Raw genomic sequence first — 12,429 nt, 5'->3', positions numbered from 1 at the left:
GGTGGGGAGAGGGAGGGCGGATGACGCCGGAGGAGATCATCGCCGCCGACGCGGCGCACGTCTGGCACCCGTACGCGACACTGCCGCCGGCGGTGCCGCCATACGTCGTGGCGGAGGCCGAGGGCGTACGGCTGCGGCTGGCCGACGGCCGAAGCCTGGTCGACGGGATGTCGTCCTGGTGGTCGGCGATCCACGGTTACCGGCATCCGGTGCTGGACGCGGCGGTGGCCGACCAGCTCGGCCGGATGAGCCACGTGATGTTCGGCGGGCTGACCCACGAGCCTGCCGTGCAGTTGGCCCGGCGCCTGGTCGAGGTGGCGCCGGAGGGGTTGGCGCACGTGTTCCTGGCCGACTCCGGCTCGGTCAGCGTCGAGGTCGCGGTGAAGATGTGCCTGCAGTACCAGCGGGCCACCGGACGGTCGGAGCGCCGCCGGCTGGGCACCTGGCGGGGCGGGTACCACGGCGACACGTTCCACCCGATGAGCGTCTGTGACCCCGAGGGCGGCATGCACCACCTCTGGGGCGACGTGCTGCCCCGGCAGGTGTTCGCTCCGGTGCCGCCCGGTGGCTTCGCGTCCGAGCCCGACCCGGCGTACGAGGCGGCGTTGGTGGAGGCGGTCGAGCGGCACGCCCACGAACTGGCGGCGGTGATCGTGGAGCCGGTGGTCCAGGGGGCCGGCGGGATGCGTTTCCACCACCCGCACTATCTGCGGGTGTTGCGCGAGGTGACCCGGGCGCACGGGGTGCTGCTGATCTTCGACGAGATCGCCACCGGATTCGGCCGGACCGGGACGATGTTCGCGGCCGAGCACGCCGAGGTCAGTCCGGACGTGATGTGCGTCGGCAAGGCGCTCACCGGCGGCTACCTGACGCTGGCCGCCGCGCTGTGCACGCCGGAGGTGGCGCGGGGCATCCGGACCGGTGGCGTCCTGGCGCACGGCCCGACGTTCATGGGCAATCCGCTCGCCTGCGCGGTCGCCAACGCCTCCCTGGGGCTGCTGCGGGCCGGGGACTGGGCCGGTGAGGTGGCGAGGCTCCAGCGGGGGCTGCGCGCCGGCCTGGAGCCGCTGCGCGGCGCGCCGGGTGTGGCGGACGTGCGGGTGCTCGGCGGGATCGGTGTGGTGCAGCTCGACCACGAGGTGGACATCGCCGCCGCCACGGCCGCTGCGGTGGCGCAGGGGGTGTGGCTGCGGCCGTTCCGGGACCTGGTCTACACGATGCCGCCGTACGTCACCTCGGACGCCGATCTGGCACTGGTCACGGCCGGTGTGGCGGCTGCTATCAGGGCGGGCTGAGTAGGTGGGTGCCCGCCAGTGGCACAGGTTGAGTAGACGGGCGCGACAGGTTGAGGACGAGAGGAAAGCTGGCTGATGGAGAGCTTCGGCGCGCGGTTGCACCGGGCGGTCGACGAGCGGGGTCCGCTCTGTGTCGGGATCGATCCGCATCCGGAACTGCTGGCCCGGTGGGGGCTGAACGACGACATCGACGGGCTGCGGCGATTCGCGAGCACGGTGGTGGACGCCCTCGGTGACCGGGTTGCGGTGGTCAAGCCCCAGTCGGCCTTCTTCGAGCGATTCGGGTCTCGAGGGGTGGCGGCACTTGAGTCAACTATCCGACAGTTGCGAGATTCTGGATCGCTCGTTCTGCTGGACGTCAAGCGCGGCGACATCGGTTCGACCGTCCGCGCGTACGCCTCGGCGTACCTGGACCCATCCAGTCCCGTGTATGTCGATGCGGTGACCGCGAGCCCCTTCCTCGGCGTCGGCTCGCTCGGCCCGATGTTCGAGCTGGCCGCCGAGCACGGCGGCGGAGTCTTCGTCCTGGCGCTCACCTCCAACCCTGAGGGCGCTTCGGTCCAGCGGGCGCGAGGTGCCGACGGGCGCACCGTCGCGCAGACCGTGATCGACGAGATTTCCCAGCTCAATGCGGGTGCGGCACCGCTCGGGAGCATCGGCCTGGTGGTCGGTGCGACGGTCGGCGAGACCGGCTGCGACCTCTCCGCGGTGAACGGTCCGCTGCTCGCGCCCGGGCTCGGCGCGCAGGGTGCCACGGCCGACGATCTACGGGTCGTCTTCGGTCCGGCCCTTACCTCCGTGCTGCCCTCGTACTCCCGGGAGGTGTTGGGAGCGGGCCCACGCCCGGAGGCGCTGCGTGCCGCGGCGGAGCGTGCCGTGGCGGACTGCCGGGCGGCCCTGACGATGTCGTGACTGATTGACGGCTCGGTCACTTTGCGGTGATCATTGCGCGCCCACGTTGCCGAAAGCTCCGTTGACCGCTAGTTTTCCCCGCGCTGGGAACCCCTTGGTTCACAGCGACACCACGTTTCACAGATGCGGCGGTGCGTCCCGCCCGTCGCGATAGGGACCTGAGGAGAACTGGTGCCGCTCCCGTCACTGACCCCTGAGCAGCGCGCAGCCGCCCTGGAAAAGGCTGCGGAGATCCGCAAAGCCCGTGCCGAGCTGAAGGAGCAGCTCAAGCAGGGCAAGACCACCCTCGGAGCCGTCCTTGCGCGGGCCGAGTCCGACGATGTCGTCGGCAAGCTGAAGGTGTCGGCCGTGCTGCAGGCGATGCCGGGCATCGGCAAGATCCGAGCCACCCAGATCATGGAGAAGCTCAAGATCGCCGACAGCCGTCGCCTGCGTGGCCTCGGCGAACAGCAGCGCAAGGCCCTGCTTGGGGAGTTCGCCGCCAACTGAGCACGGCTGCGTGTAGAAACAAGCAGTGAGCTTGGATGACGAGGCGCGCCCGGCGGCTCGGCTCACTGTCCTGGCCGGCCCATCCGGCGCCGGTAGGGAGAGTGTCGTCGAGCTGGTCCGGGCGCGTTCTCCGTCGGTATGGACGCCGCTCGCGGTCACCACCCGGCCCCGCCGGGAGGGCGAGGTGGAGGGCGTCCACCGGCACTTCCTCGCCCCGCTGGAGTTCGACCGCCGGGTGGCCCGGGGTGAGCTGCTGGAATGGAGCCGGTTCGGGGCGTACCGTCGCGGCACGGAGTTGGCTCCGGTGCGTGACCGGCTCGCCGCCGGAGCGCCGGTCCTGCTCCCGCTCGACCTCGACGGAGCGCTGCTGGTCCGTGAGATGGTGCCCGAGGCGCGGCTCGTCCTACTCCATCCGCCCGGCCGGCGTCCGGGGCCGGCCACCGTGTCGGCTTTCGACCGGAGCGTGTCGCATGACCGCACCGAGCGCGTGGTGAACGAGCTGGTAGGGTTGATCGGTTCCTCATTCCTGGCTCCGGCCCGGCCGCGTTCGCGCGGCTGAGCGCCGGCACCGCGTGCCACGCGGTCCGTGCGAAAGACGCAGAGGTTAATCCGTGGGATCCATCGCCAACCCCGAAGGCATCACCAACCCGCCGATCGACGAGCTCCTGGAGAAGACGACGTCGAAGTACGCGTTGGTCATCTTCGCGGCCAAGCGGGCGCGTCAGGTCAACGCCTACTACAGCCAGCTCGGCGAGGGCCTGCTGGAGTACGTCGGCCCGCTGGTCGAGACGACCCCGCAGGAGAAGCCGCTCTCGATCGCGATGCGCGAGATCAACGCCGGCCTGCTCACCGCTGAGCCGACCGACCAGCCGTAAGATCCGCGCGTCGATGAGCGCCCGGATCATCCTCGGTGTCGGTGGCGGCATCGCCGCCTACAAGGCGTGCGAGATACTGCGCCTGTTCACCGAGTCGGGCCACCAGGTCCGGGTCGTGCCGACCGCTGCCGCGCTGCGGTTCGTCGGCGCGCCGACCTGGGCGGCGCTCTCCGGTCAGCCGGTCGCCGAGGACGTCTGGTCCGACGTGCACGAGGTGCCGCACGTCCGTCTCGGCCAGCAGGCCGACCTGGTGGTGGTCGCGCCGGCCACCGCCGACCTGTTGGCCAAGGCCGCACACGGCCTCGCCGACGACCTGCTCACCAACACCCTGCTCACCGCCCGCTGTCCGGTGGTGCTGGCACCGGCCATGCACACCGAGATGTGGGAGCACCCCGCCACCGTCGCCAACGTGGCGACCCTGCGGGCGCGGGGCGTACGCGTCATCGAACCGGCGGTGGGGCGGCTCACCGGCGCGGACACCGGCAAGGGGCGGCTGCCCGATCCGGCGGAGATCTTCGCGGTCGCCCGCCGCGCGCTCCGCCGAGGCGCCGACGCCCCCGCCGACCTGGCCGGCCGACACGTCCTCGTCACCGCCGGCGGCACCCGCGAACCACTGGACCCGGTGCGCTTCCTCGGCAACCGCTCCTCGGGCAAGCAGGGCTACGCCTTCGCCCGTTCCGCAGTCGCCCGGGGCGCCCGGGTCACGCTGATCTCGGCGAACGTGGAACTGCCCGATCCGGCCGGAGCGGACGTCGTCCGTGTCGGCACCACCGCCGAACTGCGCGATGCGACGCTCGCGGCGGCCGTCGACGCCGACGTGGTGGTGATGGCGGCGGCTCCGGCCGATTTCCGTCCGGCGACGTACGCGCCTGGCAAAATCAAGAAGTCGGACGACGGCAGCGCACCCAGCATCGCGCTCGTGACCAACCCGGACATCGCCGCCGAGCTGGGTCGAGGCCGCCGACCGGAGCAGCTGCTGGTGGTGTTCGCCGCCGAGACCGGCGACGCCGAGGCCAACGGGCGGGCCAAGCTCGCCCGCAAGCGGGCCGATCTCATCGTCATCAACGAGGTCGGACCGGACAAGGTCTTCGGCGCCGAGACCAACGCGGCGACCGTCATCGGCGTGGACGGTTCGGTCATCCGGATGCCCGAACAGTCCAAGGAGGATCTCGCCGACAGGGTGTGGGACCTGGTGGTCGCCCGGCTCGCCGACGGTTCCTCCTGACAACCGATCCACATGCTGACCGTCGACCGGCGCTCGGCGGTGAGTGACTAGACTGCTGCGGAACGACGTCCAAGACTTAGGAGTGCCGTGTCACGCCGCCTCTTCACGTCCGAATCGGTCACGGAAGGCCACCCGGACAAGATCGCTGATCAGATCAGTGACGGTATTCTCGATGCCCTGCTCGCTCAGGATCCGCATAGTCGGGTGGCGGTGGAGACGTTGATCACCACCGGTCAGGTGCATGTGGCGGGTGAGGTGACGACGAAGGCGTACGCCGACATCCCGTCGATCGTGCGGGAGACGATCCTGGGGATCGGGTACGACTCGTCGAAGAAGGGGTTTGATGGGGCGTCGTGTGGGGTGAGTGTGTCGATTGGGGCGCAGTCGCCGGATATTGCGCAGGGTGTGGATAATGCCTTCGAGTTGCGGACGGGTTCGTCGGAGTCGGCGTTGGATGCGCAGGGTGCCGGTGATCAGGGGATGATGTTTGGTTTTGCGTGTGCGGAGACGCCGGAGTTGATGCCGTTGCCGATCGCGTTGGCGCATCGGTTGGCGCGTCGGTTGTCGGCGGTGCGGAAGGTTGGTTCGGTGCCGTATCTGCGTCCGGATGGTAAGACGCAGGTGACGATCGAGTATGAGGGTTTGCGTCCGGTTCGGTTGCACACGGTGGTGGTGTCGTCGCAGCATGCGGCGGACATCTCGTTGGAGTCGTTGTTGACTCCGGATGTGCGGGAGCATGTGATCGGGCCGGAGTTGGAGGGTTTGGGGTTGGATACTGAGGGTTATCGGTTGTTGGTGAATCCGACGGGGCGGTTTGAGATCGGTGGTCCGATGGGGGATGCCGGTTTGACGGGTCGGAAGATCATCGTGGACACGTATGGCGGGTATGCGCGGCATGGTGGTGGGGCGTTTTCGGGGAAGGATCCGTCGAAGGTGGATCGGTCGGCGGCGTACGCGATGCGGTGGGTGGCGAAGAATGTGGTGGCGGCGGGGTTGGCGGAGCGGTGTGAGGTGCAGGTGGCGTATGCGATCGGTAAGGCGCATCCGGTGAGTTTGTTCGTGGAGACGTTCGGTACGGAGACGGTGCCGGTGGCGTCGATTGAGAAGGCGGTGTCGGAGGTGTTCGATCTGCGTCCGGCGGCGATCATTCGGGATCTGCATCTGTTGCGTCCGATCTATGGGCAGACCGCGGCGTATGGTCATTTCGGTCGGGAGTTGCCGGACCTGACGTGGGAGAACACCGATCGGGCCGCCGACCTCAAGTCGGCCGCAGGAGCCTGACCGGCGGCAGCAGTGACGACCGGCGACCCGCTGACGGGTCGCCGGTCGCTCGCGTCTGCGTCGACGTGCCGCTGCCGCACCTGGACCGCCCCTTCGACTACCTGGTCCCGTCAGACCTCGCCGCCGACGCGATCCCCGGAGCCCGGGTGAAGGTCCGCTTCGCCGGTCAACTGGTCGACGGCTGGGTGCTGGAGCGGGTCGACCGCTCCGACCATCCGAAACCGGTGTACCTGACCAAGGTGGTCTCCCCGGCGCCGGTGCTGGCCCCCGAGGTGGCGCGGCTGGCCCGGGCCGTCGCCGACCGGTACGCCGGCAGCCTCGCCGACGTGCTGCGCCTTGCCGTGCCACCCCGGCACGCCCGCGTGGAGAAGGAGGTCCTCACCCCGGCTGCCGAGTCGCCAACGGCCACCGACGCGCCACCCGCCACCGAGCCGCCCCCAGCTGGCCAGGCACCTGATCCGGGCGGGTGGCGGGACTACCCGGCCGGTGCGGCGCTGCTGCGCGCCCTGGCCGAGGGGCGCGCACCCCGGGCCGTCTGGTCGGCGTTGCCCGGGGAGGACTGGGCGGCCCGCTACGCCACCGCCGTCGCCGCCACCGTGGCCGCCGGCCGGGGCGCGCTCGTGGTGGTCGCCGACGGCCGTGACCTGGACCGGCTCGCCGCCGCGCTCACCGCCACGCTGGGCGCCGGGCGGCACGTGTGCCTCTCCGCCGCGTTGGGGCCGGCCCGGCGCTACCGGGCCTTCCTGGCCGCCCGCCGGTCCGCCGCCCCGGTGGTGATCGGCACCCGGGCGGCCATGTTCGCCCCGGTGGCCCGGCTCGGCCTGGTGGCCATCTGGGACGACGGTGACGACCTGCACGCCGAACCCCGGGCGCCGTACCCGCACGCCCGCGAGGTGCTGCTCACCCGGGCCCAGCTCGACGACGCGGCGGCGCTGGTGGGCGGCTACGCGCGTACCGCCGAGGCGCAATTGCTGGTGGAGACCGGGTGGGCCCGGGAGGTGATCGCCGATCGGGCGGTGCTGCGGGCGCGTACCCCGGCGGTGGCACCGACCGGCGACGACCCGCAGTTGGCCCGCGATCCGGGTGCGGCGACGGCGCGGCTGCCGAGCCTGGCCTGGACCGCCGCCCGCGAGGCGTTGCGGGCGGAGCTGCCGGTGCTGGTGCAGGTGCCCCGCCGGGGCTACCTGCCCTCGGTCGCCTGCGACGACTGCCGGACCCCGGCCCGCTGTCCGCACTGCGCCGGGCCGCTGGCGTTGCCCTCCGCCGGACGGCCGCCGGCCTGCCGCTGGTGCGGCCGGGTCGCCGCCGCGTACGCCTGCCCGCAGTGCCGGGGACGGCGGCTGAGGGCCTCGGTCACCGGTGCCCGGCGTACCGCCGAGGAGTTGGGCCGGGCCTTTCCCGGGGTGTCGGTGCGTACCTCCGGGCGGGAGGAGGTGCTGGCCGACGTGCCCGGCGGGGCCGGGCTGGTGATCGCCACGCCGGGCGCCGAACCGGTCGCCGAGGGCGGCTACGGTGCGGTGCTGCTGCTGGACACCTGGGCGATGCTGACCCGGGCCGACCTGCGGGCGGGGGAGGAGGCGCTGCGCCGTTGGGCGGCGGCGGCGGCGCTGGCCCGGCCGGCGGCGGCGGGTGGCCGGGTGGTGGTGGTCGCCGACGGCGCGCTGGCGCCGGTGCAGGCGCTGCTGCGCTGGGACCCGGGCTGGTTCGCCGCCCGGGAGTTGGCCGAGCGTCGCGAGCTGGGGTTTCCGCCCGCGGTGCGGATGGCCAGCGTGACCGGGCTGCCGGTCGCGGTGGCCGACCTGTTGGCCCAGGCGCGGTTGCCGGACGGCGCGGAACTGCTCGGCCCGGTGCCGGCCGACGGGGAGCGGGAACGGATGCTGGTCCGGGTGCCCCGGACGCGGGCGGCGGCTCTGGCCGAGGCGTTGCACGCGGCGGCGGGGGTGCGTACCGCCCGTAAGGCCGCCGACCCGGTACGCCTTCAGGTCGATCCGCTCGCGCTGTTCTGACGCCGAGCCGTCACGCTGAGTGAAACTCAGTCGCTGGACGTGACACCACTTTCGCGTTGGGTGTCGACGCGCCCGTCCCGAGTTGCGCGCTCGGGAGTTCCGTGGTCAAGGTGGTAGCATCGCCCGTCATGCCGGGGCGCACGACGAATCCAGGTCGTGACGCGGCGTCAGGCACGTCGAGCCGGAGTTGTCGCCGGTGGGCGTGGTGGCGGCGGGGCCGGGTCGGTCCGGCGCGATATCGATGACGATCCATTACATCCGGTGATCAGGGGTGGACCAGTCGTGACCGTTCGTCAGTCGATCGTCTTCAACGGTGACCTCGGCAGCGGCAAGAGCACCGTGTCGGTGGTGATCGCCGAGCGGCTCGGCCTGCGCCGGGTCAGCGTCGGTGACCTCTACCGGCAGATGGCCCAGGAGCGTCAGATGACCGCGCTCCAGCTCAACCTGCACGCCGAGCTCGACCAGGCGGTCGACGGCTACGTCGACCAGCTCCAGCGCGACATCGCCGCCTCCGGCGAGAGTCTGGTGATGGACTCCCGGCTGGCCTGGCACTTCTTCACCGACGCGCTCAAGGTGCACATGATCACCGAGCCGGCTGAGGCCGCCCGGCGGGTGCTGCTGCGGCCCTCCGGCCCGGCGGAGAGCTACACCTCGATGGCGGAGGCAGAGGCCAAGCTGCGGGAACGCAGCGAGAGCGAGCGTGGCCGGTTCCTGGTCCGCTACGGCGTGGACAAGGCCCTGCTGCGCAACTACGACCTGGTCTGCGACACCACCCGGGCTCCCGCCGGCGAGGTGATCGAGCGGATCGTCGAGGCGTACGAGGGGCGGCTCGCCCCGGAGGTGCTGCGCGCCGCGCCGCCGCTGCTCCTGCTCGACCCGGCGCGGGTCTATCCGACCGAGGACGTCACGGAGCTGCGCGGGCTGTGGGACTCGACGGTCGTCGACGAGGTCGTTGCCGCCGGTGAGGCCGCCCTGGAGCCGCTGGAGATCGGCTACACCGGCGAGTACTTCTTCGTGGTGAACGGGCACCGTCGCCTCAGCGCCGCGCTGCGCGGTGGGTTCCGGCTGGTGCCCGGCCGGCTGGTCGCCGAGGTCGACGAGCCCGTGGTGGGTGGGATGAGCGCGATCGACTACTTCGCCGCGCAGGTCCGGCCCAGCCTGATCCACGACTGGGAGGCGGCCCACGACATCCGCCTGCCGCTGCCGGAGCACGCGCTGCTCGGCGGGGACGCGGTGCTGGCGGGGGAGAGCGGCACCGCGGTCTGAACCGCCGCCGCGACGGCGCGGCATGATCACTGCCGGCACTCCGTAGACTGGTACGGCACTTCCGTCCGACCCGCTAAGGAGCCGACCCGCGTGACCGTTTCGCCCATCCGTCTCTTCGGGGACCCGGTGCTGCGCACGCCGGCCGATCCGGCGGTCGACTTCGACGTCGAGCTGCGTACGCTCATCGCCGACCTGACCGACACCATGCGTGAGAGCAACGGCGCCGGTCTGGCCGCGCCGCAGCTCGGGGTGGGCCTGCGGGTGTTCACCTTCGACGTCGACGACGTGCTCGGTCACCTGGTCAACCCGGTGCTGGAGTTCCCCGACGAGGAGGAGCAGGACGGCCCGGAGGGCTGCCTGTCCATCCCCGGGTTGTACTTCGACACCAAGCGTCGGCAGAACGTGATCGCCAAGGGCTTCAACGGCCACGGCGACCCGATGCAGATCGTCGGCACCGGCCTGATGGCGCGTTGCGTGCAGCACGAGACCGACCACCTGGACGGGGTGCTCTTCATCGACCGGCTGGACCAGGCCGGCCGCAAGGCGGCGATGAAGGCGATCCGGCAGGCCGAGTGGTATGACGCCGCCGCCCCGCCCACGGTGAAGCTGAGTCCGCACACCGTCGGCAGCCCCTTCGGTCTGGGGCGGTGACCCGATGCGCGTGATCTTCGCCGGTACGCCGGCCGTCGCCGTCCCTGCCCTGGCCGCCGTGGCCGCCTCGCGGCACGAGCTGGTGGCCGTGGTCACCCGCCCGGACGCCCCGGCCGGACGCGGTCGTGGCCTGCACCGCTCACCGGTCGGCGCCTGGGCCGACGAGCACGGCGTCGAGGTGCTGACCCCGGCCCGTCCCCGGGAGCCGGAGTTCCTGGACCGGCTGCGTGAGCTGGCGCCGGACTGCGTGCCGGTGGTCGCCTACGGCGCGCTGGTGCCCCCGGTGGCGCTGGAGATCCCTCGCCGCGGCTGGGTGAACCTGCACTTCTCGCTGCTGCCCGCGTGGCGCGGCGCCGCGCCGGTGCAGCACGCCGTGCTGCACGGCGACGAGCTGACCGGGGCCAGCGTCTTCCAGTTGGAGGAGGGGCTGGACACCGGGCCGGTGTACGGCACCGTGACCGACGAGATCCGACCCGCCGACACCTCCGGTGACCTGCTGGAGCGGCTGGCCGACAGCGGCTCCGGGCTGTTGGTGGCGGTGCTGGACGCGATGGAGGACGGCACCGCCCGCGCCGAGCCACAGCCCGCCGACGGCGTCTCGCTGGCGCCGAAGCTGACCGTCGAGGACGCCCGGGTGCGGTGGGCCGACCCGGCCTTCGCGGTGGACCGCCGGATCCGCGCCTGCACCCCGGCGCCCGGCCCGTGGACGACGTTGCGGGACGAGCGGGTGAAGCTCGGCCCGGTCACCCCGGCACCCGACGCGCCCGACCTCAAGCCCGGCGAGCTGCTGGTGGAGAAGGCGCGGGTGCTGGCCGGCACGGCCACCGTCCCGGTCCGCCTCGGCGAGGTGCGGGCAGCGGGCAAGCGGGCCATGCCGGCGTCCGACTGGGCACGCGGTGTCCGGGTCGCCACCGGGGAGGAGTTCGCGTGAGGGACACCACCGCCCGTCGGGGGCCCGAGCGCCGTGGCCCCCGGAGCGGTCGGAACGCCGCAGACCGGCCACGCCACGCCGCGTACGAGGCGGTCGCGGCGGTGCACCGGGACGACGCGTACGCCAATCTGGTGCTGCCGGCGATCCTGCGCGACGAGGGGTTGACCGGTCGGGACGCCGCCTTTGCCACCGAGTTGACCTACGGCACGCTGCGCCACGTCGGCACGCTCGACGCGATCCTCACCGCCGCCGCCGGCCGGGACGTGCAACGTATCGATCCGCCGGTCCGGGACGCGTTGCGGATCGGCGCGTACCAGCTCCTGCACACCCGGGTGCCCGCGCACGCGGCGGTCTCGTCCACGGTCGACCTGGTCCGGGTGGTCGGTCCGAGCGCCACCGGGTTCGCCAACGCGGTGCTGCGCGAGGTCGCCGAGCGCGACAACGACGGCTGGGTGGCCCGGTTGGCGCCGCCGATCCAGACCGACCCGATCGGTCACCTCGCGCTCGCCTACAGCCATCCACAGTGGATCGTGCGGGCGTTCTCCGAGGCGCTCGGCGGTGACCTCGGCGAGACCACCCGGTTGCTGATCGAGGACAACGAGCGTCCGCCGGTGCACCTGTGCGCGCGGCCGGGCCTCGCCGACCCGGTCGACCTCGCCGACGAGGTCGGTGGTGCGCCGGGCGCCTTCTCGCCGTACGCCGTCTATCTGGGTGGCGGCGCCCCCGGCGACCTGGCGGCGGTGGCCGACGGCCGGGCGCACGTCCAGGACGAGGGCTCCCAGTTGGTGGCCGACGCGCTCGCCGCCGCGCCGCTCGACGGGCCGGACGGCCGCTGGCTCGACCTGTGCGCCGGTCCCGGCGGCAAGTCGGGCCTGCTGGGTGCGCTCGCCGCGCAGCGGGAGGCGCGGCTGACCGCGGTGGAGGTGGCCGAGCACCGGGCCCGGCTGGTCGGGAACGCGACCCGGGCGCTGCCGGTGACCGTGCTGCACACCGACGGCCGGCTGGTGGGCAGCGAGCCGAAGCTGCCCGAGGAGCACTTCGACCGGGTGCTGGTCGACGCGCCGTGCACCGGCCTGGGCTCGTTGCGTCGTCGCCCGGAGTCGCGCTGGCGACGCCAGCCCTCGGACCTGCCCGCGCTGACCCGGTTGCAGCGTGAGTTGCTCACCGCCGGGCTCCGGGCGGTCCGGCCCGGCGGGGTGGTGGCGTACGTGACCTGCTCGCCGCACGTGGTGGAGACCCACGTGACGGTCACCGAGGCGGCCCGTCGCTGCGGCGCGCCGGTGGACTTCGTGGACGCCCGGCCGTTGCTGCCGGTCGGCATGCCGGGGATCGGCGACGGGCCGACCGTGCAGCTGTGGCCGCACCGGCACGGCACCGACGCGATGTTCCTCGCCCTGCTGCGCCGCACCTGAGCCCGGCGTACCGCGTTCCCGGGGCGCCAGCGTCGCGTTCGCACGAGCAGCGCCCGGGGGATCGCATCCCGGGCCGAGTCGGCCTC

General features: G+C 72.5%; 12 protein-coding genes. All 12 read left to right on the top strand.

Translation table 11 applies throughout. The features are described from left to right. The first annotated feature begins 20 nt into the window (after window positions 1-20). Window positions 21-1,295, top strand: a complete 1,275-nt coding sequence (locus ID554_RS02080; RefSeq protein WP_117229173.1) for an adenosylmethionine--8-amino-7-oxononanoate transaminase — start codon at window positions 21-23, stop codon at window positions 1,293-1,295. Window positions 1,296-1,370: 75 nt separating this feature from the next. Then, the gene (gene pyrF, locus ID554_RS02075; protein WP_117229172.1) at window positions 1,371-2,207 is read left to right on the top strand and encodes an orotidine-5'-phosphate decarboxylase; all 837 of its coding nucleotides are present in this window, start codon (window positions 1,371-1,373) and stop codon (window positions 2,205-2,207) included. A gap of 171 nt (window positions 2,208-2,378) precedes the next feature. Further along, a complete protein-coding gene (gene mihF, locus ID554_RS02070) occupies window positions 2,379-2,696 on the top strand; it encodes an integration host factor, actinobacterial type (RefSeq protein ID WP_117229171.1) in 318 nt (105 codons plus the stop codon). A 25-nt stretch (window positions 2,697-2,721) separates the two neighbouring features. Beyond that, window positions 2,722-3,255 carry a nucleoside/nucleotide kinase family protein gene (locus tag ID554_RS02065; RefSeq protein WP_117229170.1) on the top strand — a complete coding sequence of 178 codons (534 nt, stop codon included), beginning with the start codon at window positions 2,722-2,724 and terminating at the stop codon, window positions 3,253-3,255. Window positions 3,256-3,307: 52 nt separating this feature from the next. Next, window positions 3,308-3,571, top strand: a complete 264-nt coding sequence (rpoZ, locus tag ID554_RS02060; protein ID WP_007075826.1) for a DNA-directed RNA polymerase subunit omega — start codon at window positions 3,308-3,310, stop codon at window positions 3,569-3,571. 13 nt (window positions 3,572-3,584) lie between these two features. Further along, on the top strand, window positions 3,585-4,796 hold the full coding sequence (gene coaBC, locus ID554_RS02055; protein ID WP_117229169.1) for a bifunctional phosphopantothenoylcysteine decarboxylase/phosphopantothenate--cysteine ligase CoaBC: 1,212 nt from the start codon (window positions 3,585-3,587) through the stop codon (window positions 4,794-4,796). Between the two features lie 87 nt (window positions 4,797-4,883). After that, the gene (gene metK / locus ID554_RS02050; protein ID WP_117231446.1) at window positions 4,884-6,077 is read left to right on the top strand and encodes a methionine adenosyltransferase; all 1,194 of its coding nucleotides are present in this window, start codon (window positions 4,884-4,886) and stop codon (window positions 6,075-6,077) included. After that, window positions 6,074-8,083, top strand: a complete 2,010-nt coding sequence (locus tag ID554_RS02045) for a primosomal protein N' (RefSeq protein WP_191088851.1) — start codon at window positions 6,074-6,076, stop codon at window positions 8,081-8,083. The genes metK and ID554_RS02045 overlap by 4 nt, the downstream gene beginning before the upstream one ends. A 282-nt stretch (window positions 8,084-8,365) precedes the next feature. Then, window positions 8,366-9,349 carry an AAA family ATPase gene (locus ID554_RS02040; protein WP_117230144.1) on the top strand — a complete coding sequence of 328 codons (984 nt, stop codon included), beginning with the start codon at window positions 8,366-8,368 and terminating at the stop codon, window positions 9,347-9,349. A gap of 90 nt (window positions 9,350-9,439) precedes the next feature. Further along, complete coding sequence (gene def, locus ID554_RS02035; RefSeq protein WP_117230145.1) at window positions 9,440-10,000, top strand: peptide deformylase; 561 nt, start codon at window positions 9,440-9,442, stop codon at window positions 9,998-10,000. Window positions 10,001-10,004: 4 nt separating this feature from the next. Beyond that, complete coding sequence (gene fmt, locus ID554_RS02030) at window positions 10,005-10,931, top strand: methionyl-tRNA formyltransferase (protein WP_117230146.1); 927 nt, start codon at window positions 10,005-10,007, stop codon at window positions 10,929-10,931. Continuing rightward, complete coding sequence (locus tag ID554_RS02025) at window positions 10,928-12,343, top strand: RsmB/NOP family class I SAM-dependent RNA methyltransferase (protein ID WP_223884410.1); 1,416 nt, start codon at window positions 10,928-10,930, stop codon at window positions 12,341-12,343. Before fmt ends, ID554_RS02025 begins: the two co-directional genes overlap by 4 nt. Window positions 12,344-12,429: the final 86 nt, after the last annotated feature.

Source organism: Micromonospora craniellae, assembly GCF_014764405.1.
Taxonomy (GTDB): Bacteria; Actinomycetota; Actinomycetes; order Mycobacteriales; family Micromonosporaceae; genus Micromonospora; species Micromonospora craniellae.
This window is presented reverse-complemented; position numbering and strand designations above follow the sequence as displayed.